We start from the raw sequence: 21,370 nt of genomic DNA, 5'->3' as shown, positions 1-21,370 counted from the left end.
TCAGTACGGGGTGCGGTCAGCGTTGTACACGAACGAGGTTGGCCTCGAAGCCAGCCCCCTCAATCTTGCGTTGCAGGTCTTCGGCGGCTTCCCGGGTGTCCGACGGGCCCAGGCGCACGCGGTACACGGTGCGGCCGTTCTGCTCCCGCTCCATGACCTTGGCGGTGAAACCCTGGATGGCCAGCTTGGCCTTCTGGGATTCCGCGTCTTCGGGGCGGGTGAAGGCGCCGGCCTGCACGAAGTACACGTAGCCATCGGCGCCCGCTGCTGCAGCCTGCGGCGCGGTGGCGGCTGGGGCAGAGGCCGCCGGGGCGTCCGCCTTGGCGGCAGCCGGTTTGGCCGCAGGCGCCGGGGCGGGCGCGGCCGTGCTGGCCGACGGGGCCGGAGCGGGTGCGGTGGTGGCGGCGGTCGGGGCCGGCGTGGCCGGGGCCGTGCCGGTGGCGGCAGGCGGGTTCACCACGCCGCTGGCGCTGCGGGCGGCCTTGCCGGCCAGCGGGGCGTTCGGGTCCCAGTTCTTGTTGCGCTCGGCCTCGGCGGCGTCCTGCTCAGCGGTGCGCTGGGGCACCTTGTTCACAAAGGGAATGGGCACCTTGGTGATGTACAGCGCCACACCCAGGGCAATGGCCAGGCCGACCAGCAGGCCGACGATCAGCCCCAGAACGAAGCCGCCCTTCTGGTTCTTCTGGCCGGCAGGTTTGGACGCAGCAGTCATTCGCTCTCCGAGGTTTCCGTGGTGTCCGCAGTGTCGCGGCTCATTTGTTCAGGGGCGCTCACGCCCAGCATGCCCAGCGCATTGGCCAGCACCTGGCGGGTGGCCTGCAGCAGGGCGACGCGGGCACGGCTCAGCTCGGGGGTCTGGTCCAGCACGCGTTCGGCCGCGTAGTAGGAGTGGTAGGCGCCGGCCAGGTCGCGGGCGTAGAAGGCCACGTCGTGCGGGGCGATGCCAGCGGCCGCGCCGGTGAGCATGTCCGGGTAGGCAGCGAGCTTGAGCATCAGCGCCTCCTCGGTCGGCGCGGTCAGCAGGCTCAGGTCGGCCGGGCTGGACAGGTCGCCGCCCCACTTGCGGATGACGGAGCAGATGCGGGCATGCGCGTACTGCACATAGAACACCGGGTTCTCGTCGTTCTGCTTGAGTGCGAGGTCGACGTCGAACACGAACTCGGTGTCGGCCTTGCGGCTGATCAGGAAGAAGCGCACCGCGTCGCGGCTGGTCCAGTCGATCAGGTCGCGCAGCGTCACGTAGGAGCCGGCGCGCTTGGAGATCTTGACCTCCTCGCCGTTCTTCATGACGGTGACCATCTTGTGCAGCACGTAGTCGGGAAAGCCCTGCGGGATGCCCAGGTCCACCGCTTGCAGGCCGGCGCGCACGCGGGCGATGGTGCCGTGGTGGTCCGTGCCCTGGATGTTGATGCACTGCGTGTAGCCGCGCTCGAACTTGTTGATGTGATACGCCACGTCGGGCACGAAGTAGGTGAAGCCCCCTTCCTTCTTGCGCATCACGCGGTCTTTGTCGTCACCGTAGTCGGTGGTGCGCAGCCACAGCGCGCCGCCGTCTTCGTAGGTCTTGCCGCTGGCGACCAGGCGCTCGACCGTCTTCTCCAGCTGGCCGCCCTTGTAGACGCTGGTTTCGAGGAAATAGCTGTCGAACTTGAGGCCGAAGGCCTGCAGGTCCAGGTCCTGCTCGTGGCGCAGATAGGCCACGGCGAACTGGCGGATGCTGTCGAGGTCGTCCACGTCGCCCGAGGCGGTGAACTCGCGGTCGTCGGCCTTGACGGTTTCGCGCTGAAGGAAGGCGTCGGCGATGTCCTGGATGTAGTCGCCGTTGTAGGCGGCCTCGGGCCACTCAGCGTCACCGGGCTTGAAGCCCTTCAGGCGCATCTGCGTGGAGTTGGCCAGCGTCGCGATCTGCACGCCCGCGTCGTTGTAATAGAACTCGCGCGTGACCTGGTGGCCCTGGCTCTGGAAGACGGAGCACAGCGAGTCGCCGAGTGCGGCCTGGCGGGCGTGGCCCACGTGCAGCGGGCCGGTCGGGTTGGCCGACACGAACTCGATCATCACGTGTTTGTCGGTCGGAGCGCGGTGGCCGAACTTCTCGCCGGCGGCCAGCACCTCGGCCACCACGGCCTGCTTGGCGGCGGGCTTCAGGCGGATGTTGATGAAGCCCGGGCCGGCAATCTCCAGCGACTGCACCCAGGTCTGGAAGGCCGGCTTGGCCTCCAGCGCGGCGATCAGGCGCGTGGCCAGTTCGCGCGGGTTGGCCTTGAGCGGCTTGGCCAACTGCATGGCCGCCGTGCAGGCGAAGTCGCCGTGCGCGGCCTGCTTGGGGGATTCAAAGGCCGCCGGGGCGTTGGAGCCGGGGGCGATTTCCTGAAGAGAGTCGGCGAGTGCGGCGAGCAGCGCCTGCTTGGCTTGGATCATGGGCGGGATTTTAGGAGGCGGGCCCCGTCCAGCCAGAACGCATGGGCGGGCGGGTCGGTGGACTCAGTCGGCCGGGGCGGTGTGGCAGGCCAGGCCCAGTTTGTTGCCGTCGGGGTCGCGCACATAGGCACCGTAGTAGTGCGCGTGGTAGTGCGGGCGCGGGCCCGGCGGGCCGTCGCAGCGGCCGCCCAGGCTCAGGGCCAGCGCGTGGGCCTGGTCGACGAGGGCGCGGTGCGAGGCCAGCAGCGCCACCATCTGGCCATTGCCCGGCGCGTGCTCGCCCTCGAAGGGCCGGCCCAGCACCAGCAGCGGCCGTGGCCCGGGCGTGCTTTCCCAGCCCGCCCAGCCCTGGGCGGGGTCGCAAAAGCGCTCGGTCACGCCCAGCAGCGCCAACAGGGGGCGGTAGAAGGCCAGGGCGCGCTCGAAGTCGCGCGTGCCGATGTAGATGTGGGAGAACATGGGCCGAAGCTCCGTCAGGCGGCCCGTATCATGCCCCGCGTGAGTGCCCCCGCAGAAGACCTGCCCTCCCACATCGGCCGCTACCAGGTGATCCGTCGCCTGGGCGAAGGCGCGACCAGTGATGTCTTTCTGGCCCGCGACCCGTTCCAGGGTCAGGAGGTCGCCATCAAGCGGCTGCGCGCCTGGGCGCCCCCGCCGGACGCCCCCAGCAGCGACTTCAGCAACCGCTTCTTCAGTGCCGAGGCGGCGCTGGCCGGTCGGCTGCACCACCCCAACGTCGTGTCCATCCTGGACGCCGTGTCCGAAGAGGCCGCGCCCTACCTGGTGATGGAGTACGTGCCGGGCGTCACGCTCAAGCACTTCTGCCGCAGCGACCGCCTGCTGCCGCTGGACCAGATCGTGGAACTGGCCTTCAAGTGCGCGATGGCGCTGGGCTACGTCTACCGGCAGGGCGTCATCCACCGCGATGTGAAGCCCGCCAACCTGCTGGCCGTGCTGGATGCAGCCGGCCAGGTGGTGGATGTGAAGGTGAGTGACTTCGGCTCGGCGCTGAACCTGCATGCCGACTCCACCCAGATTCACCGCGTGGGGTCGCTCGCCTACATGCCGCCGGAGCAGATCGAGGGCGGCGACGTGGACTGCCGGGCCGACATTTACGCGCTGGGCGCCGTGCTGTACCACCTGATCTGCGGCCGCCCGCCTTTCGATGCGCCGCACCAGATGGCGCTGATGCACCAGATCTACCACCAGCCGCCGTTGCCGTTGCTGGGTCAGCGCGGCGGCGTGACCGAAGCCTTGAACACCGTGGTGCTGCGCGCGCTGGCCAAGAGCCCGCACGAGCGCTACCCCGACTGGGAGGCCTTCGGCCAGGCGTTGTCCAGCCTGGTGGCCAGCCAGCAGGTGCCGCTGAACCGCCTCGGCGAGGTGCGCGACTCCGAGCGCTTCAACCTGCTGCGCTCGTTGGAGTTCTTTGCCGAGTTCGGCGATGTGCAGTTGTGGGAAGTCGTGCGGCGTGCGCGCTGGAAACGCTATCCGCAGGGCTATGCCTTGTTCAAGCGCGGCCAGGAGGGCAACACCTTCCACATCATTGCCCAGGGCGAGGTGGAGGTGTTCCGCGAGGGGCAGCATGTGGCCACGCTCGGGCGCGGCACCTCGGTGGGCGAGATGGCGTACCTCGCGCCCAACCCCGACCTGCGCCGCCACAGCACCGACATCCGTGTTAGCCGCGAGTGCACCACCATCTCGTTCACACCCGAGTCCATCGGGCAGCTGAGCCCGGAATGCCAGCACCGCTTCGACCGCGGCTTCATCCGCGTGCTGGTGCGCCGGCTGCACGCGGCGCACGAAGCCTTGCACCACCCGCGTCGCATCCTGTAGCGGGCATCGGTGATGCGGCCGTGACGCGCTTGAAACAGCCCATAACACCGCTTGGCAGCCCGCACGCGCCATGCTTGAATCGATTGAACTCCACCACCCCTCAGGAAGGACCTGCGATGAAGCGTTTGGCTCTGTTGATCACCTGTGCTGCCCTGGCCGTGGGCGCGCACGCCACGCCCCAGCAAGACAAGATGAAGGCCTGCAACGCCGAGGCCAAGGACAAGAAGGGCGACGAGCGCAAGGCCTTCATGAAGGAATGCCTGGCCGCCAAGCCCGCGGGTGACGCTGCCGCCCCCGGCGGCGCCGCGTGCGAGCAGTCCGCCAAGGACAAGAAGCTGCACGGCGCCGCGGCCAAGAGCCACATCAAGAAGTGCATGGCCGACGCGGCATCGGCTCCCAAGTGAGCCCGCGCGGCGCCGCGCCCCAGTGACGCGGCCTGCCCAACCGCAGCCACCTTCGGGTGGCTTTTTTGCGGCCGCATGTCAGACCCGGCTGACAGCCGCTTGCGCGCGAGGCCGGCACGCGGCGCCGGGCGGTCGCGCCACAGTGAAGGCACCCGATTGACGGAGACCTTCCATGTCCACGCTGACCTTCATCACCAGCCCCAGCCACTCCTATTGGCGCTGGACCCTGCTGTCGTTGGCCGCCGCGGCCACCTTGGCCCTGACCGGCTGTGCCGGCATGTCGTCCCGTGAAACCAGCACCGTGGTGGGCGCCACCGCCGGCGCGGTGGTGGGCGGAGTGATGACCGGCACCACGGCCGGTGCCGCCGTGGGCGCGGCGGCGGGCGGCGTCATCGCCAACGAAGTGACCAAGAAGCGCTGAGCGCTTGTTGCTCCGCCGCGCTGAACCGGGCGCGAGCCACGCCGTCCCGGCGCGGCTCAGACCTCGTGGCAGGCCACCTGCCGACCGTCCACCGGGCGCAGTGCGGGCACCTCGTCCGCGCAGCGCGCCGTGGCCCGCGGGCAGCGCTTGTGAAACGCGCAGCCTGTGGGCGGGTTCAAGGGACTGGGCAGCTCGCCGTGGATCACGATGCGCTCGCGCCGCTCGGCGCGCCGCAGTGACGGCGTGGCACTCATCAGCGCCTGCGTGTACGGGTGCAGCGGGGTGCTGAAGAGGCGGGCCTTGTCGCCCACCTCCACCGCCGCGCCGAGGTACATCACCATCACCTCGTCGGCCACGTGCTGCACCACTGACAGGTTGTGCGAGATGAACACGTAGCCCGTGCCGAACTCGTCCTGCAGGTCCATGAACAGGTTCAGGATCTGGGCCTGGATGGACACGTCCAACGCGCTCACCGGCTCGTCGGCCACCACGATGCCCGGATTCAGGATCATGGCCCGCGCAATCGCGATGCGTTGGCGCTGGCCGCCCGAGAACATGTGCGGGTAGCGGCGCAGGTGCTCGGGCCGCAGGCCCACCTTGGTGGCCAGCGCCGCCACGCGCTCCTGCCGCTCGGCTGCCGAGAGCGGCGTGTTGATGAGCAGCGGCTCGGCCAGCGTGGTGGCTATCGTCTTGCGCGGGTTCAGCGAGGCGAACGGGTTCTGGAACACCATCTGCACGTCGCGGCGCAGGGCCTTCAGCGTGGCCGCGTCGGCGGTTGCCGCATCGGTGCCGCGGATCTTCAGCGCGCCGCGCGTGGGCGGCTCGATCAGCGTGAGCTGCCGGGCCAACGTGCTCTTGCCGCAGCCCGATTCGCCCACCACGGCCAGCGTCTGACGCGGCTTGAGCGTGAAGCTCACGCCGTTGAGCGCCTTCACGGTCGCCTTCGGTTTGAACAGGCCTCGGCTGACGCTGTAGTGCCTGGCCAGGTCGTGCGCCTCCAGCAGCAACTCAGACATGGGCTGCCTCCTCGACGGGGAAGAAGCAGCGCACGCCGTTCTCCAGTGGGGGGCGCTCGGCGTGGCAGCGGGCCTGCACGCGCGGGCAGCGGGGGCTCAGCAGGCAGCCCGCCGGGCGGTCCAGCGCGCCGGGCACGATGCCCGGCAGCGCCGACAGGCGCCGCGCGCCCTGGTTGTGTTCGGGAATGGCCGCCAGCAGCGCGTTCGTGTACGGGTGGCGCGGCGCCTCGAAGAGATCGGGCACGGGGCCGGTCTCGACGATCTGGCCGGCGTACATCACCGCCACGCGCTGGGCCATTTCTGCGACGACGGCCAGGTCGTGCGTGATCATGATGAGTCCCATGCCCTGCTCGCGCTGCAGCTTGAGCAGCAGGGCCATGATCTGGGCCTGGATGGTCACGTCCAGTGCCGTCGTCGGCTCGTCGGCGATCAGCAGCTTGGGGTTGCAGGCGATGGCCATCGCAATCATCACGCGCTGGTTCATGCCGCCCGACAGCTGGTGCGGGTAGGCGTTCGCGCGGTTGGCGGCGTCGGGAATCTCCACGAGTTCCAGCAGTTCGATCACCCGCTGCTTCGCCGCCGCGCCGCGCAGGCCGAGGTGGGCTTTCAGCACCTCGGCGATCTGCGCGCCCACGGTGTAACTCGGGTTGAGGCTGGTCAGCGCGTCCTGGAACACCATGGCCACGTCGCGGCCGATCAGGCGGCGGCGTTCCTTCGGCGTCAGTGCGAGCAGGTTCTGGCCTTGGAATTCGATGGCGTCGGCGGTGACCTGACCCGGGGCGTCGATGAGGCCCATCAGGGCCAGCATGGTGACGGACTTGCCGGAGCCGGATTCACCGACGATGCCGAGCAGTTCGCCCTTGTCCAGGGCGAGGTCGACGCCGTCGACGGCGGGGAAGGTGCCGAACTGGACCTTGAGGTTGCGGAGGGTGAGGAGGCTCATCGCTGCTGTTGTTTAGTGGCGTGTGCCGTGCCGGGATTTCGCCCCGGCGGGCGACCTACTTTGGCTTCGCCGAAACCTTCGGTTTTCTGGGCCGCCAGAAAGTAGGCAAAGAGCTCCCCCCGACCGCACCGCCCTTCGCTGCGCTGCGGGTGCCCTGCGGTACTCAGACCTTGAAGGCCCGCACGGAACTCGCGCCGCTACGCTCTGCTCAAACAATCGTGCGGAGTCAGAAGTGGAAGTGCGCTGCGCGCACGCCTTCAAGGTCTTCCGTTCCTCGGCGGTGCTAAAGGGGGCATACCCAACAGCCGGCGCGAGCCGGCTTTCGGGTTGAGCAATTGGCTGTTGCGGCTGTTCCGGGGTTCCCCTTTGGAGGAGCCGAGAAGCGCAGTGACCCAAGGCGCGCGCGCAGCGCGCATCAAGAACTGACTTCGCGCGGCTGTCTGAACGGAGCGTAGCGAAGTGAGTTCCGCGCGAGCCTTGGGGCACGAGCATCGCAGGGGACCCCTTCGCGCAGCGAAGGGGCGACGGAACAGGGGCGCCTTCTTTGCTTACTTTCTTGCGCGCGCAAGAAAGTGAGTCGGCCGCCGGGACGAAATCCCGGCTGGGCCTGGGCGCCAAGCTGAAGCTGCAAGCAATCCGGCAGCTCACGTCACGCCACCTTCTTCAACTTCGGATCCAGCGCATCCCGCAGTCCATCCCCCATCAGGTTGATGGACAACACCGTCACCAGAATCGTCAGCCCCGGCAGCGTCACCACCCACGGCGCCCGCGTGATGTAGTCCCGCGCGGCCGACAGCATCGTGCCCCATTCCGGCGTGGGCGCCTGCACGCCCAAGCCCAGGAAGCCCAGGCCCGCGGTTTCCAAAATGGCGGACGAAAACGACAGCGTCGCATTCACGATCAACGGCGCCATGCAGTTGGGCAGCACGGTGATGAACATCAGCCGCCACACGCCGGCACCGGCCACGCGGCTGGCCGTCACGTAGTCGCGTCCGATCTCGCCCAGCGCGGCCGCGCGTGTCAGCCGCACATAGCCCGGCAGCGCGCCGATGGCGATCGCAATCACCGTGTTCACCAGGCCCGGGCCCAGCACCGTGATCACGCAGATGGCCAGCAGCAGCGCCGGCAGCGCCAGCACGATGTCCATCACCCGCATGATGGCCGGCGACAGCCAGCGCTCGAAGAACGCCGCCAGCAGCCCCAGCAGCACGCCGGGCAGCAGGGACATCGCCACGGCCGACAGGCCAATGCCCAGCGATACCCGGCCGCCGTACAGCAGCCGGCTCAGCATGTCGCGGCCCAGTTCGTCCGTGCCCAGCAGGAAGCGCGTGCTGCCGCCCTCGGCCCAGACGGGCGGCGTCAGCATGAAGTCGCGGTATTGCTCGATGGGGTCGTGGGGGGCGATCAGCGGCGCGAACAGGGAGGCCAGTGCGATGAGGGCGAACACCACCAGCGCGATGAACGCGCCGCGGTTGGCGGTGAAGCCCTGCCAGAACTCGCGCAGGGGCCCCGGGGGGTCGATGGGTTTTTCCAGCACGGCGCTCATCAGTGCCCCCCGCCCCGAATCCGCGGATTCACCACGCCATACAGCACGTCCACGATCAGGTTCACGCCGATGAAGGTCAGCGCCGAGATCAGGATGCCGGCTTGCACCACGGGGTAGTCACGCCGCGCGATGGAGTCGATCAGCCACTTGCCGATGCCGGGCCAGCTGAAGATGGTTTCGGTCAGCACCGCGCCGGCCAGCAGGCTGCCGGTCTGCAGGCCCACGACCGTCAGCACCGGAATCAGCGCATTGCGCAGCGCGTGCACCACCACCACGCGCGTGGGCGACAGGCCCTTGGCGCGGGCGGTGCGCACGTAGTCTTCACGCAGCACTTCCAGCATGGACGAGCGCGTCATGCGCGCCACCACGGCGAGCGTGCTGGTGCCCAGCACCAGGGCGGGCAGGATCAGGTGCATGACGGCCGACTTGAACGCACCTTCTTCGCCGCTCAGCCAGGCGTCGATCAGCATGAAGCCGGTCACGCGCTCGGGGTCGTATTCGATGCCGATGCGGCCGCTCACCGGGGTCCAGCCCAGGTTCACCGAGAAGAACATGATGAGGATCAGCCCCCACCAGAACACCGGCATGGAGTAGCCCACGGTGGCCGTGCCCATCACGCCCTGGTCCAGCAGCGAGCCGCGCTTCAGGCCCGCGCTCACACCCAGCAGCAGGCCGAATCCCACGGCGAACAGCAGCGCAGCCGCAGCCAACTCCACCGTGGCCGGGAAGAGGGCGGCGAACTCCTTGCTCACCGGCTCGCGGCTCACCAGGCTCTGGCCCAGGTCGCCGTGCAACAGCTTGCCCACGTAGTCGGCGTACTGCACCGGCAGGGGCTGGTCCAGCCCCATGCGCTTGACGAGCGCAGCGTGGGTTTCGGGGTCCAACCGGCGCTCGCCCATCATCACTTCGATGGGGTCGCCCGGCACGAGGCGGATGAGGCCGAACGCCACCAGCGTGATGCCGATCAGGGTCGGCACCAGGGTGGCCAGGCGCTTGAGCAGAAAACCCAGCATCACCAGCGCGAGGTGTAGGGGCGGGTCTCGCCCTCGGCGCTGCCGGCCACGCGCATGGTGGCGGGCGTGGACGCCACCTCAATCAGCGCGGCGGTTTCAGCGTCCACCGTGCCGGAGATGTCGCGCGGGCGGTACTTCATCTGGAAGGTGCTGACCACGTCTTTCGTCAGGGCATCCATCTGGCCCGAGCGTGACACGTTGTAGCCGATGCGCGCGAGCCGGTCTTGCAGCCAGGCCACATCGCGCGGGGCCACCTCGTGCTCCAGCGTCTTCACCACCACCGAGGGGCCGTCCGGCCAGGGAATCAGCCCGGCATCGGCCAGTTGCTTCCACGGGAAGTTGGGGCCGGGGTCTTGCTTGCGGCCGGGGGCGATGTCGGCGTGGCCGATGATGCGCTCAGGCCGCACGTTGTGACGCTTCTGGATGTCGCGCACCAGCGCCACCACCTCGTCCACCTGGGCCTGCGGGAAGGGCGCGTAGACGCGGCCGGCCGGGCCGTCCACGTAGCCGGCGTTCACGATCTCGATGCCAATGGAGGCCGAGTTCAGGTTGGTGTTGCCAGCCCAGAAGCTCGCGCCCGCGTGCCAAGCGCGGCGGTTCTCGTCCACCAGCGCGTAGCTGGCGGCGGGGTTGTCGCGCACCAGGTAGTGCGCCGACACCTGGCCGCCGGTGGTCAGCACCTTGAGCGACTTCTCCCAGTCGAGCACCGTGTAGTGCAGCACGATGTACAGCGCGCGGCTGTCCTGGTTCTGCGAGGTGTAGCTGCGGTCGATGCGCGGCGGGCGCACGGTCAGGTCCGGCGCGGTGGCGGCCGGCGTGCCGGCGGTCACGGGCTGGGGCCGAGAGGCGGCTGCAGCGTCTGGCGCGGGGCCACCGGGGGGCGGCGCCACGCCGGCACAGGCGCTCAGCAGCAGGGCCAGGGCGGCGGTGAGGAGGGGGGTGAACTTCATGCGAGGGGCGGGGGCGGAGGCGGGGCGGCCGCTGCGGCCAGGGTTGGATTGTTGCAGCGCGCTCGCCCGGCCCGACCCCGTGCCAGCCCGCAGCGCGCATGTCAGACCACCATGCGGGTATGAGCCCAGGTGATGCCCCGGCCCGGCGCGCCAGAATCGGCCGCATGCGCTCTGTTTGCCTGCTGGCCGCCTGGGGTTTGGCCTTCACCGTGGCGGCGTCTGCCAAAACGCTCACTGTCTGCACCGAGGCCAGCCCGGATGGCTTCGACTACGCGCTCTTTCACGCCAACTCCACGGCGGATGCGTCGTCCGAGGCGCTGTACAACCGGCTGGTGGAGTTCGAGCCCGGTGGCACCCGGCTGGTGCCAGGCCTGGCCGAGCGCTGGGAGCTGAGCGCCGACGGCAAGACCTACACCTTCCACCTGCGCGCCGGCGTGGCCTTCCACACCACGCCGTGGTTCAAGCCCACGCGGCCGCTGGCGGCGCAGGACGTGGTGTTCAGCGTCATGCGCCAGATCGACCCGCAGCACCCGTGGTTCCATCAGCCGCGCCAGGGTTGGTACTACGCCGGCGCCATGCAGCTGGCCGGCCTGGTGCGCTCGGTCACGGCCGTGGATGCACGCACGGTGAAGTTCGAACTCACCCGCCCGGAGGCGCCCTTCCTGGCCAATCTGGCCATGGGGTTCCTGAGCGTCGTGTCGGCCGAGTACGCGCAGCAACTGCAGGCCGCCGGCCGCATGGACGACCTGAACCTCAAGCCCGTGGGCACGGGGCCCTTCCAGCTGCGCAGCTACGTGAAGGATGCGGTGGTGCGCTACGACGCCCACCCCGGCTACTTCCGCGGCAAGGTGGCGCTGGACAAGCTCTTGTTCTCCATCTCGCCCGACCCCGCCACGCGGCTGCAGCGGCTCAAGGCCGGCGAGTGCGACATCGGCCTGTACCCCATGCCGCAAACCTGGGACGAGATTCGGCGCGACACCCGGCTGCGCCTGCTGATGGGCCCCGGGCTGGTGACCAGCTTCGTGGGCCTGAACGTGGAGCACAAGCCGCTGGATGACCGCCGCGTGCGCCAGGCCCTGGTGCTGGCCACTGACCGCGCCACCATCGCCCGCGCGGTGTACGGCGGTGCGGCCGAGCCGGCGGGCAACCCGTTCCCGCCGTCGCAATGGGGCTACGACACCAAGGCGCCGCCGACACTGCCCAACCTGGCCCGGGCGCGCGAACTCTTGAAGGCGGCCGGCGTGCCCGAGGGCTTCCCCCTCAAGCTCTGGATTCGTGCCGGCGCCGGGGCCACCAACCCCAACCCCCGCGCCACGGCGGAACTGCTGCAGGCCGACTGGGCCCGCATTGGCGTGAAGGTGGAGATCGTGACGCTGGAGTTCGGTGAGTTGCTGAAGCGCACCCGGGCGGGCGAGCACGACGCCACGCTGCTGGCCTGGGCGTCGGACAACGGCGACCCCGACAACTTCCTCACCCCCAACTTCGCCTGCGCGGCCGTGGCCGGCGGCAGCAACGTGGCGCGCTGGTGCCGCAAAGACTTCGACGCCCTGCTGGCCGAGGCCCGCGAGGTGGCCGACGGCCCCAAGCGCGAGGCCCTGTACCGCCGCGCCCAAGCGCTCTACCGCGACGACGCCCCTTGGGTGCCGCTGACCTACCCCACCCTGGCCGTGGCCACGCGCGCCAACGTCGTCGGCATGAAGGTCAGCCCCTTCGGCCTGAACCACTACGCTGGGGTGGACTTGAAATGACACCCGCCCGCCGCCCGGGCCCCACACAGACCCCGCCATGAAGATTGCCGACATGAACTGGATGCAGGTGGAGGACTACCTGCAGCACGACGACCGCTGCCTGCTGCCCATCGGCTGCACCGAGCAGCACGCCTACCTGAGCCTGGCGGTGGACGCCATCCTGGCCGAGCGCGTGGCCGTGGAGGCCGCCGAGCCGCTGGGCGTGCCGGTGTTCCCGGTGCTGCCCTTCGGCATCACGCCCAGCTTCATGAGCTACCCCGGCACCGTCACGCTCAAGGTGGACACGATGCTGCGCGTGGTGACCGACCTGCTGGACAGCCTGGACTACCAGGGCTTTCGCCGCGTCCTGATCGTCAACGGCCACGGCGGCAACCAGCCGGTGGCGGCGCTGGCGGCCGAGTGGATGGCCGCACACCCGCGCACCCGGGTGCGCCTGCACAACTGGTGGAACGCCCCGCAGACGCTGGCCTACGTGAAGGGCGTGGACCCGCAGTCGTCTCACGCCTCCTGGATGGAAAACCTGCCCTGGACCCGCCTGCCCGGCGTGACGCTGCCCGAAGGCCGCAAGCCCCCCGTGGACTACCGCCGTTATGCCGTGCTGCCGCCGGACGGCGCGCGTGAGCTGGCCGGCGACGGCAACTTCGGCGGCGCTTACGAGCGGCCCGATGACGAGGTGCTGGCCATGTGGCGCATCGCGGTCGAGGAAACCCGCGCCTTGATCGAGGGGCCGTGGGCTTGAGCGTTGCGCGCTCGGTCGTGATCGGGCTGGCGCTGGCTGCTGTCCAAACGGCCGCTGGTGCGGCCTGTCTGTTGACGGCGCCGCCGGCACACGGCACGCGTGAGCGCGACCGGGATGCCCACGGGCTGCCCTGGCATGCCCGACCGGTATGCTTTCGTGCCGACTTCGGCGACCACGGGTTGACCTTGCCGGCCGAAGAGCGTCAAAGCCTGACCCACCGCCTGGAGGGTGCGCGTCGGCTGTACCGCACGGATTGCGTGGCCGTCGAGTACGGGCCCGAGTGGCCGGACCTCGCGGAAGCCCGCCTGGCTTATCTGCAACGCTGGTTGTCGCTGCAAGGCGTAGAGCTGCGAGCCCGGCCGCGAACCGGAGGGCCGTGGAGCTTCATCGACGGGGGCTCCGAGGTGGAGCTGCAGGTCGTGGCGTGCCGGTTTCGCTAGCCGCAGTAGGCCTGAGGGCCTGAACCTCAGCGCTTGCGCGGGGCGGCCTTGCGGGTGCCGCTGCGGGCGGGCTTGTCGCCCTCCGCCACGGGCTGCAGTGGCGCCAGGGCGGCCAGCGTGTCCAGCTGGGTCAGCAAGCGCTGCAGGTAGTCGGGCGACAGGTGCTTGAGCTCTTGCAGCGCGCGGGCCACCAGCACCTGGCTGTTGAGTGGGCCCAGGTGTTCGGGCACCGGGGCGCTGACCTCGGCCATGCGGCGGGTCAGGCGCAGGGCGCTCCAGGTGCGGCGGTGGGCCTGCACCTGGCGCAACTCTGGCCCGGCGGGCGGCAGGGCCGCCAGCAGCATGGCCAAGGCGCTCGGGGCTTGCGCGCCGCGAGGTGAGGGCGCGAGACGGTGGCGCTCGGCCCCCGTGTCGCCGGCCTCGGCGCGCTGCACCATCCGGGCCACCAGGCGCTCGCGCAGCGGCCCGGCCTGGGTGGCGGCGCGCCGTGCCAGGCCTTCCAGCACGCGCTGGCGAACCGGGTCGGCCAGCGGGCGGGCCTGCACCCAGCCGAGCGGGTCGTGCAGCGCGTCGGGGTGCAGGTTCAGGTCCATCACGGGGCGGACGCGGCGGCGCGCCGGGGGCGCGGCGTGGGGGCGATTTCCACACGGCGGTTCAGTGCGCGGCCGGCGGCGTCATCGTTGGAGGCCACCGGCTGCTGCGGGCCGAAGGCGGCGGCGAACACCGCGTCGGGCGGCAGACCCTCGGCCATCAATGCACGGGCCACGGTGAGCGCGCGCTGGGCGGAGAGCTCCCAGTTGTCGGCGAACTTCGGCGCGTTCGGGCCGGTGATGAGGCCCCGGTCGTCGGTGAAGCCGCTGACCATCAGGATCTCGTCGCGCTGCGCGAGGTAGGTGCGCAGCGGCGTGGCCAGGCTCTTGATCAGCGCGCGGCCATCGGCATGCAGTTGGTCGGAACCCACGGCGAACAGCACCGCGCCGCTGATGCCGATGCGCCCCTCCACCAGCGTGATGCGGCCGTCCGCCAGCGGGCCGGCCAGCGCGCGCTCCAGCGCCTCGCGCCGGGCTTGCTCGGCCTGGCGCTGGGCCACTTCGGCCTCCAGCTTGCCGGCCAGGTCCAGCTGGCCCACCAGCGCCGCCGCCAGCACCAGCACGAAGGCGCCCAGCACACCGGCCATCAGGTCGCCGAAGGCGGCCCAGGCGGGTGTGCTGAGGTCGTCCGCCCCGCCGTCAGGGTCCATGTCCAGCGGCTCAGCCATGCGACGCGGCTCCCTGCAGCGCGTCCAGCACGGCCTTCTGCGAGCCCAGGCACAGGTCGATCACCTCTCGGGCCTGGGCCACGTAGTAGCCCAGCTGCTCGTCGCTGCGCGTCATGGCGCTGCCCAGGCGTTCTTCCAGCGCGCTCAGGTGCTGCACCAGTTGTGCGTTGGCGCCCTGGAACTGCTCCACGGCCGCGCCAAAGCCTTCGCTCAGGCTGCCCATTTCGGCGGCGCTGGCGGCGATGGTGGTGGCGGCGTCCGACAGCGCCTGGCCGGTGGCGCCGGCTTGTTCGGTGAAGCGCTGCCCCAGGGTTTCGAGCTGGGTGGCCGAGCTGCCCATCAGCGTGCTGACCTGCGAGGCCGTGCCGGCCAGCAGCGTCTCGACCTGTGTGGCTGCACCGCCCAGCAGCGTGGCCACGTGGGCCGACGTGCTGTGCAGCAGTTCGTCGACCTTGCTCGACGCCCCACCCAGCAGCGCGTCCACCTGCGACGAGGTGCCACCCACCAGCGCATCCACGCGGCCGGCGGCGCCGGCCAGCAGGGTGTCCAGCGCTGCGCGCTGCTCGCCCGCGGCTTGTTGCAGCGAGGCCAGCAGCGTGGAGACGGTTTGCATCAGCTCGGCGCGTTCGGCCAGCGCGGCGCGGTCCTGGGCCTGGCTCTGGGCCAGTTGCTCGCGCAGGGCGGCCACCACCTCCACGGCCGCGCGCGGGGCTTCGCCGGCGGCCTGCAGCAGGGCGCCGGCTTCGTGCAGCGTGGTGCGGGCCTGGGCTTCGGTCTGGGCCACCAGGTCGCGGGTGTGCTGCAGCAGGCCGTCAGCCAGCAGCTGCTGCTGGGCGCGCTGGTGCTCGCCAGCAGCCTGCAGTTCGGCGCGCCAGGCGGCCAGGCGCTCGGCGTCGTGGCTGGCGTGGGCGGTTTGCAGCTGGCTGTGCGCCGCGGCGATGCTGGCGATGGCGGCCTGCGTCTGGGCGGTGAAGCTGGCGGTCAGCTCGGTCAGGGCGTCTTGTGCGCGCTGGCCGCTGGTGGTCAGCAGCTGTTGGGCCGCGTCGCGCTGGGCCGCCAGCAGGCGCTCGTTGGCCTCGCGTTGCTGGGCCAGGGCTTCGGCTTCGGCACGGGCCTCGGCGCGCGCGGTGGCGTCCAGCTCGGCCTGCAGGGCGGCGTGGCGGGTTTGCGTGTCGGCAATGCGGTCCAGCAGGTCTTGCGTTTGGGCGGCGAAGCCGGTGGTCAGCTCGGTCAGCGCGTTCTGGGCGCGGGCGCCGCTGTCGGCCAGCAAGGCCGCGGCGGCTTCGCGCTGGGCGGCCAGCAGGCGCTCGTTCGCGCTGCGCTCGGCTGCCAGGGCTTCGCGTTCGGCCTGCAGGGCGGCCTGGGTCTGGGCCTCGCGTTCGGCCTGGGCGGCCTGCTGGCGGGCCTGGGTGTCGGCCAGACGGTCGAACAGCTGCTGGGCTTGCTGGGCCAGGCGCTCGGTGGTGTCCGCCAGCGTGCGCTGTGTGGCGTCGCGCTGCTGGGCGAGCGCCTCGGCTTGCTGGCGCAGCACCTCGGCGCGGGCGGCGTCGGCCGTGGCCTGGGCGGCTTGCTGGCGGTTGGCGGCGTCGGTCAGCGCAGCCAGCAGGGCTTGGGCCTCGGCGGCCTGGCGTTCGGCCAGGCGGTCCAGCGCTTGTTGGGTGGCGGTGTGGGTGTCGGCCAGCTGCTGCTGGGCGGCGTCGCGCTGGGCGGTCAGCAACTGGGTGTGGGTGTCGCGCTGCTGGCTCAGGGCCTCGGCCTGCGCTTGGGCCGCGGCGTGGCTGTGCTGCGCGATGCGCTCGGCCCCGGCCTCGAAGCGTTGGGCCAGGCCGTCCAGCTGCTGGCCCACTTGCGTGCCCACGCGCTCGTGCAGAGCGGCGGCTTCGCGGGCGATGCCGGCCATCACGGCTTCGGCGGCGGGCTGGATGGCCTCGCCCGCCAGGCGGGCGCTGTCGGTGAGGCTCTGGCGCAGGGTGCTGTCCACGCTGGCGGCCAGGGCGGTGTAGGACTGGCGGGCGGCGTCGTGGAAGCGGTCGTTCTGTGCCGCCAGTTGGTCGGCCAGCTGGGTGGCATGCGCCTGCAGTTGGGCCACCAGGGCCAGTTGGCGTTGATGTGCGGCTTCGGCGGCCGCGGCTTCGGCGGCGGCCTGGGCTTGTTCGCGGCGGTGGGCGGCGGTCAGCGGGCGCAGGCGGCCCAGCAGGGCGGCGTCCAGACGGCCGGCGGCGGCCATGCGCTCGCGGCGCGCCAGCGCCACCATCAGGCCCAGCATGGCCGAGCCGGTCACGCCCGCCACGCTGGCGCTGAAGGCCAGGCCCAGGCCCTGCACCGGGGCGCCCAGCGCGTTGCGCAGCGCGGCGAGGTCGGCGGTTTGGCCCAGCGCCGAGGCGGTGCTGCTGAGCGTGAGCACCAGGCCGATGAAGGTGCCCAACATGCCCAGCAGCACCAGCAGGCCGGCCAGCGCGGGCGCCAGGCCCAGCCCGGGCAGGGCCACGCGCAGGCCTTCCAGGCGCTGTTGCACGGCGTCGTGCAGCGGCGCGGGCAGGCGGGCGAGCCAGCCGGCGTCGGGCTCGGTGGACAGGGCGGCGTTCAGCGCGCGGGTGTCGCGGCGGAAGGCGCGCAGCTCTTGCACGCCCAGGCCGTAGAACGCCGCGATCAGCAGCGTCATCGCCAGGGCCACGGGGTGGTGGCGGCTGGCCGCCAGCGCGGCGCCGGCGATGCCGGCCAGGCCGGCCAGCAGCGCGAAGGGGTAGAGAGCGTTCAGGAGGCGGTTCATCGGGCAGCGGCGGTCAGGCCGCGTCGGCGTGCAAGGCTTCGATCAGGCCCAGCACCGGTTGAAGTCGGAGGTCGAGCTCGGCGTGCAGCAGGCGCTGCAGGTCGGCCCAGAACGGGGCGCGCCAGCCGCGCGGCTGAGCGGCGTGGTGGGCCTCGGCGCGGCGCGTCAGCAGCACGGGCAGGCCGGCGAGGCGTTCGCGCTCGGTGGTGGCGGTGGCGCGCTCGAACATGGCGTCCAGCTGCGCCAGGCGGGCCAGCGGGCCGGAGGTTTCGGCCAGGTGGGGCCGCAGGCGCTCGCGCAGCGAGGCAATGCGCGCGGCCATCAGGCGTTGCTGCTGTGCGTGGTGCAGGCGAAACGGCGCCAGCAGGTCGGCCAGGGGCACGCCCTCGGGCGCGGGCTCGGCGGCGTCACGGGCCAGCAGGGCGTCGTCGAAGGCGTTGTGCAGGTCGCCGCGCAGGCGCTCCAGCGCGGCCTCGGCCCAGTCGCGGGCGGCGGCGCTGCTTTGGCGGTGTGGGGCGGCCGGCGCGGCCAGCACCTGGGACAGCCCGATCGCATCGGCCCAGCCCAGCCCGGCGCCCAGGCGCTGGGCCACCGGCGCCGGCGGGGCAGGCGGCACGCCCCATTGCAGCAGCAACCGGGCCAAGGGCTCGGGCGCGTGGGGCTGCGAAAGGGCTGCGGACATGGGCTGGCGGGCGTGTCGGGCGCGCGGGGCCGCGCGAGGAAAAAGGGCGAGATTTTAGTGAGGCCCGTCTCCATCGCCCTGCGACCGCCTGTGCAGGCCGCCTCTGCAGGGCGCCCCGGCGCCAAAATCCCAGGCCATGCACAGCCACGACCTCACCCCCTGGCACCACAGCCACGTGTTCGACACCGGCAACGCCGCCGCCGAGCGCAGCACGCGGGTGGTGATGTGGATCACGCTCGCGATGATGGCGGTGGAAATCGCCGCGGGCTGGTTCTTCAACTCGATGGCGCTGCTGGCCGATGGCTTTCACATGAGCAGCCATGCTGTGGCCATCGGGCTCAGCGCTTGGGCCTACGCCACGGCCCGCCGCCATGCCGGCGACCCGCGCTACGCGTTCGGCACCTGGAAGATCGAGGTGCTGGGCGGCTTCGCGAGCGCGGTGTTCCTGCTGGGGGTGGTGGCGTTGATGCTGTACGGGTCGGTGGAGCGGCTGTTCAAGCCCGAGCCCATCCACTACCCCGAGGCGATGGCGATTGCGGTGCTGGGTCTGGGCGTGAACCTGGTGTGCGCGCTGATCCTGGGGCAGGCGCACGACCATGGGCATCACCATCACGGCCATGCGCATCACGGTCATGGCCATGGTCATGACCATGACCACCCGCACGACCACGCCCACGACCTCAACCTGAAATCGGCCTACCTGCACGTGGTGGCCGATGCCGCCACCTCGGTGGCCGCGATTGCCGCGTTGGCGGGCGGCTGGTGGCTGGGGTGGGCCTGGCTGGACCCGGTGATGGGCATCGTCGGTGCGGTGCTGGTGGCGGTGTGGGCCAAGGGGCTGATCGGCGACACCGCCAAGGTGCTGCTGGACCGCGAGATGGACCACCCGGTCGTCGACGAAATTCGCGAAGTGATTGCCGAGCGCGGGGCGGCGGGTGAGACCGTGATCACCGACCTGCACGTGTGGCGCGTGGGGCGGGCCAGTTACGCCTGCGCGCTCAGCGTGGTCACCCACGACGGGGCGCTGACCCCGAAGGCCGTGCGCGAGTGGCTGGCGGTGCACGAGGAGGTCGTGCATGCCACCATCGAGATCCATGTGTGCCCGCTGAACTGACCATGCCTGCTGTCCGACCCGTCCACGCTGAAATCGAACTCCGCAACCGTTGCACCCGCTGGCTGGGCGGACACCGGCCGATGCGCTCCATGCGCGAGTCGCTGCTGGCCCTGGCCGAGTTGCCTGAAGCCACCCTGCCGCTGGACCTGTACGGTGAAGGCGAGGCCCTGCAAGCGCTGGAGGCCGAGGTGGCCGGGCTGCTGAACAAGCCGGCTGCGCGCTTCTTCCACAAGGGTGTGGCGGCGCAGCTGGCGGCCTTGCGCGTGCACTGCGGCGCGGGCGACGGCCCGGTGGCGCTGCATCCGCAAAGCCACATCGCCATCGACGAGGCTGATGCATTCGAGGCGCTGATGGGCTTGCGTGGCCTGCGGGTCGGGGCGCCTGACACGCCCTTCACCGCGGCTGAGCTGGCCGCGCTGCCGGAGAAGCCGGCCGTGGTGGTGGTGGAGTTGCCGCTGCGCCGGGGCGGCTTTGTGCTGCCGACCTGGGAGGCTTTGCAGGCCGTGCGTGATTGGTGCCGGGCGCAGGGCGTGTGGCTGCACTTCGACGGCGCGCGGCTGTGGGAGGCCGCGCCGCACTTCGGCCGCTCGCTGGCCGAGATCGCGGCGCTGGCGGACTCGGTCTACGTGTCCTTCTACAAGGGCCTGGGCGGGCTGGCGGGCAGTGTGCTGGCGGGCTCGCAGGCGTTCCTGGACGCCACGGCTCCGTGGCAGACGCGGCTGGCCGGCAATGTGTATTCGCTGCACCCGCAGGTGCTGGCGGCACTGGACGGGCTGCGGCGGCGCCTGCCGCACATGGCCGCCTGGCGCGACCGCGCCCGCACGCTGGCGGCTGCGCTGGCAGCCGAGCCCGGCTGGCAGGTGACGCCGGAGCCGCCGCACACCAACTCGTTCCAGCTGCACCTGCCGGTGGCACCGGAGGCGTTGCGTGAGGCGCTGCTGGCGCACGCGCGCGAGCACGGCTTCTGGCTGGGCGCCCGGGCCGTGGCGTCCGCCCGTGTCAGCGGCGGGGCGATGGTGGAAATCGTCATCGGCGACGCCGCCGACGACTGGACCGACGCGCAAGGCGTGGCGGCCTGGCGGGCGGCGGTGCAGCGCGCCGGGGCCTGAAAACGGCAACGGCCGCACCGGGCAATGCCGGGGCGGCCGTTGCGACGCGAGCGCCGGTGGGCGATCAGCGGTTGTTCGGGGCCGTGCGCGGTGCGCCGAGGTGGCGGAACGTGATCCGGCCCTTGCTCAGGTCGTAAGGCGACATTTCCAGCGACACGTTGTCGCCGGCCAGGATGCGGATGTGGTGCTTGCGCATCTTGCCGCCGGTGTAGGCGATGACCTTGTGGCCATTCGTCAGCGTCACGCGGAAGCGCGAGTCCGGCAGGATTTCGTCGACGACGCCGTGCATTTCGATCAGTTCTTCTTTGGCCAAGTGTGGGGCTCCGTTTGCAAATGTTGAGACGGCGGCAAGGCACGAGGCCCTGCCGGCACGAGGTGCGGCCGCTGACCGCAGGCGCTGCTCAATGGCAGCGCGCCCAGGCGAGGCCTTCAACCTGGGCGTAGCACAGTGCGGCGCTCGGGCTGATGAACTGGGGCGTGAATCGCATGAGGCGGTCCACGCTGGCCATGCCGCGACCGGAGCGAATCGACACCAGGGCGTCGAAACCGCCGCCTGCGCGGGCCTGGTACATGGGCGAGACGAGAAATCGTCCCACCGTGATGTTCATTTCGTTGTTCTTATTGTTCAAGTTCTTATTCTTCTTGAGGGAATCCGGACGCCGGAAGCGCCTGGGTGCGCGCCTTACAGCGTGCGGATGTTCGAGGCCTGCGGGCCCTTGGCACCTTGGGTGGTTTCGAACGAAACCTTGGCGCCTTCGGCCAGCGAGCGGAAGCCGCCGCCGTTCTTGATTTCGCTGTGGTGGGCGAACAGGTCCTTGCCTCCAGCGTCCGGCGTGATGAAGCCAAAGCCCTTGCCGTCGTCGAACCACTTCACGGTTCCGGTTTGTGTTGTCATGGTGTTTCCTTTGAAAACTGAAATGGACAAGTACCCCGCCAGCGACCTGCTGTGCGGGGACAGAAACA

The 21,370-nt window shown here is 70.8% G+C and carries 23 protein-coding genes; 8 read left to right on the top strand and 15 right to left on the bottom strand.

Translation table 11 applies throughout. The annotated features are described in order from the left end of the window. Positions 1–16 precede the first annotated feature (16 nt). The 3 genes from ACG01O_RS15695 to ACG01O_RS15685 form a co-directional block, all read right to left on the bottom strand. Positions 17–712 carry an SPOR domain-containing protein gene (locus ACG01O_RS15695; protein WP_394385999.1) on the bottom strand — a complete coding sequence of 232 codons (696 nt, stop codon included), beginning with the start codon at positions 710–712 and terminating at the stop codon, positions 17–19. After that, positions 709–2,418: an arginine--tRNA ligase gene (argS, locus tag ACG01O_RS15690; RefSeq protein WP_394385998.1), complete on the bottom strand. Its 1,710-nt coding sequence runs from the start codon at positions 2,416–2,418 to the stop codon at positions 709–711. The genes ACG01O_RS15695 and argS overlap by 4 nt, the downstream gene beginning before the upstream one ends. Before the next feature lie 63 nt (positions 2,419–2,481). Next, on the bottom strand, positions 2,482–2,877 hold the full coding sequence (locus tag ACG01O_RS15685) for a VOC family protein (RefSeq protein WP_394385996.1): 396 nt from the start codon (positions 2,875–2,877) through the stop codon (positions 2,482–2,484). Positions 2,878–2,907: 30 nt separating this feature from the next. Between ACG01O_RS15685 and ACG01O_RS15680 the strand changes: the two genes are divergently transcribed. From ACG01O_RS15680 to ACG01O_RS15670, 3 genes are all read left to right on the top strand, one after another. Then, the gene (locus ACG01O_RS15680; protein ID WP_474102568.1) at positions 2,908–4,254 is read left to right on the top strand and encodes a serine/threonine-protein kinase; all 1,347 of its coding nucleotides are present in this window, start codon (positions 2,908–2,910) and stop codon (positions 4,252–4,254) included. Between the two features lie 116 nt (positions 4,255–4,370). Next, complete coding sequence (locus ACG01O_RS15675; RefSeq protein WP_394385992.1) at positions 4,371–4,658, top strand: PsiF family protein; 288 nt, start codon at positions 4,371–4,373, stop codon at positions 4,656–4,658. Between the two features lie 172 nt (positions 4,659–4,830). Further along, positions 4,831–5,079: a glycine zipper domain-containing protein gene (locus ACG01O_RS15670; RefSeq protein WP_394385990.1), complete on the top strand. Its 249-nt coding sequence runs from the start codon at positions 4,831–4,833 to the stop codon at positions 5,077–5,079. 56 nt (positions 5,080–5,135) lie between these two features. Here ACG01O_RS15670 and ACG01O_RS15665 read toward each other — a convergent pair whose 3' ends face one another. The 5 genes from ACG01O_RS15665 to ACG01O_RS15645 all read right to left on the bottom strand — a co-directional run bounded on the left by ACG01O_RS15665 (position 5,136) and on the right by ACG01O_RS15645 (position 10,547). After that, positions 5,136–6,095, bottom strand: a complete 960-nt coding sequence (locus ACG01O_RS15665) for a peptide ABC transporter ATP-binding protein (RefSeq protein WP_394385988.1) — start codon at positions 6,093–6,095, stop codon at positions 5,136–5,138. Continuing rightward, positions 6,088–7,038 carry an ABC transporter ATP-binding protein gene (locus tag ACG01O_RS15660; protein ID WP_394385986.1) on the bottom strand — a complete coding sequence of 317 codons (951 nt, stop codon included), beginning with the start codon at positions 7,036–7,038 and terminating at the stop codon, positions 6,088–6,090. The genes ACG01O_RS15665 and ACG01O_RS15660 overlap by 8 nt, the downstream gene beginning before the upstream one ends. A 649-nt stretch (positions 7,039–7,687) precedes the next feature. After that, positions 7,688–8,584 carry an ABC transporter permease subunit gene (locus ACG01O_RS15655; protein WP_394385984.1) on the bottom strand — a complete coding sequence of 299 codons (897 nt, stop codon included), beginning with the start codon at positions 8,582–8,584 and terminating at the stop codon, positions 7,688–7,690. After that, complete coding sequence (locus ACG01O_RS15650; RefSeq protein WP_394385982.1) at positions 8,584–9,597, bottom strand: ABC transporter permease; 1,014 nt, start codon at positions 9,595–9,597, stop codon at positions 8,584–8,586. Before ACG01O_RS15650 ends, ACG01O_RS15655 begins: the two co-directional genes overlap by 1 nt. Then, positions 9,597–10,547, bottom strand: coding sequence for an N-acetylmuramoyl-L-alanine amidase (locus tag ACG01O_RS15645; RefSeq protein WP_394385980.1), 951 nt, complete (start codon positions 10,545–10,547; stop codon positions 9,597–9,599). Before ACG01O_RS15645 ends, ACG01O_RS15650 begins: the two co-directional genes overlap by 1 nt. A gap of 164 nt (positions 10,548–10,711) precedes the next feature. Between ACG01O_RS15645 and ACG01O_RS15640 the strand changes: the two genes are divergently transcribed. Genes ACG01O_RS15640 through ACG01O_RS15630 form a run of 3 tightly spaced genes read left to right on the top strand, consistent with a single transcriptional unit; the run spans position 10,712 to position 13,474 of the window. Next, positions 10,712–12,295, top strand: coding sequence for an ABC transporter substrate-binding protein (locus ACG01O_RS15640; RefSeq protein ID WP_394385978.1), 1,584 nt, complete (start codon positions 10,712–10,714; stop codon positions 12,293–12,295). A gap of 37 nt (positions 12,296–12,332) precedes the next feature. Beyond that, positions 12,333–13,034, top strand: a complete 702-nt coding sequence (locus ACG01O_RS15635; RefSeq protein ID WP_394385976.1) for a creatininase family protein — start codon at positions 12,333–12,335, stop codon at positions 13,032–13,034. After that, positions 13,025–13,474: a hypothetical protein gene (locus tag ACG01O_RS15630; RefSeq protein WP_394385974.1), complete on the top strand. Its 450-nt coding sequence runs from the start codon at positions 13,025–13,027 to the stop codon at positions 13,472–13,474. The genes ACG01O_RS15635 and ACG01O_RS15630 overlap by 10 nt, the downstream gene beginning before the upstream one ends. A gap of 26 nt (positions 13,475–13,500) precedes the next feature. Here ACG01O_RS15630 and ACG01O_RS15625 read toward each other — a convergent pair whose 3' ends face one another. Genes ACG01O_RS15625 through ACG01O_RS15610 form a run of 4 tightly spaced genes read right to left on the bottom strand, consistent with a single transcriptional unit; the run spans position 13,501 to position 18,184 of the window. After that, a complete protein-coding gene (locus tag ACG01O_RS15625; RefSeq protein WP_394385972.1) occupies positions 13,501–14,067 on the bottom strand; it encodes a DUF2894 domain-containing protein in 567 nt (188 codons plus the stop codon). Next, complete coding sequence (locus ACG01O_RS15620) at positions 14,067–14,732, bottom strand: OmpA family protein (protein ID WP_394385970.1); 666 nt, start codon at positions 14,730–14,732, stop codon at positions 14,067–14,069. Before ACG01O_RS15620 ends, ACG01O_RS15625 begins: the two co-directional genes overlap by 1 nt. Further along, positions 14,725–17,502 carry a hypothetical protein gene (locus ACG01O_RS15615; RefSeq protein ID WP_394385968.1) on the bottom strand — a complete coding sequence of 926 codons (2,778 nt, stop codon included), beginning with the start codon at positions 17,500–17,502 and terminating at the stop codon, positions 14,725–14,727. Before ACG01O_RS15615 ends, ACG01O_RS15620 begins: the two co-directional genes overlap by 8 nt. Positions 17,503–17,515: 13 nt before the next feature. After that, positions 17,516–18,184 carry a DUF3348 family protein gene (locus tag ACG01O_RS15610; protein ID WP_394385966.1) on the bottom strand — a complete coding sequence of 223 codons (669 nt, stop codon included), beginning with the start codon at positions 18,182–18,184 and terminating at the stop codon, positions 17,516–17,518. 136 nt (positions 18,185–18,320) lie between these two features. Here ACG01O_RS15610 and dmeF point away from each other — a divergent pair, with 136 nt between their 5' ends. Together dmeF and ACG01O_RS15600 are read left to right on the top strand one after the other, a co-directional pair. Next, complete coding sequence (gene dmeF / locus ACG01O_RS15605) at positions 18,321–19,298, top strand: CDF family Co(II)/Ni(II) efflux transporter DmeF (RefSeq protein ID WP_394385964.1); 978 nt, start codon at positions 18,321–18,323, stop codon at positions 19,296–19,298. Positions 19,299–19,300: 2 nt separating this feature from the next. Beyond that, positions 19,301–20,407 (top strand): threonine aldolase family protein, encoded by a 1,107-nt coding sequence (locus ACG01O_RS15600; protein ID WP_394385962.1) that lies wholly within the window; start codon positions 19,301–19,303, stop codon positions 20,405–20,407. Positions 20,408–20,471: 64 nt separating this feature from the next. Here ACG01O_RS15600 and infA read toward each other — a convergent pair whose 3' ends face one another. From infA to ACG01O_RS15585, 3 genes are all read right to left on the bottom strand, one after another. After that, positions 20,472–20,720, bottom strand: a complete 249-nt coding sequence (gene infA / locus ACG01O_RS15595) for a translation initiation factor IF-1 (protein ID WP_394385960.1) — start codon at positions 20,718–20,720, stop codon at positions 20,472–20,474. Between the two features lie 88 nt (positions 20,721–20,808). Next, the gene (locus ACG01O_RS15590; protein WP_394385958.1) at positions 20,809–21,036 is read right to left on the bottom strand and encodes a hypothetical protein; all 228 of its coding nucleotides are present in this window, start codon (positions 21,034–21,036) and stop codon (positions 20,809–20,811) included. 53 nt (positions 21,037–21,089) lie between these two features. Next, complete coding sequence (locus ACG01O_RS15585; protein WP_394385956.1) at positions 21,090–21,302, bottom strand: cold-shock protein; 213 nt, start codon at positions 21,300–21,302, stop codon at positions 21,090–21,092. Positions 21,303–21,370: the final 68 nt, after the last annotated feature.

Origin of the sequence: Pelomonas baiyunensis, from assembly GCF_043555935.1 — a bacterium.
In the GTDB taxonomy this organism is placed as follows: Bacteria; Pseudomonadota; Gammaproteobacteria; order Burkholderiales; family Burkholderiaceae_C; genus Pelomonas; species Pelomonas baiyunensis.
The sequence above is the reverse complement of the archived record's forward strand: the minus strand, read 5'-3'. Positions and strand labels throughout refer to the sequence as shown.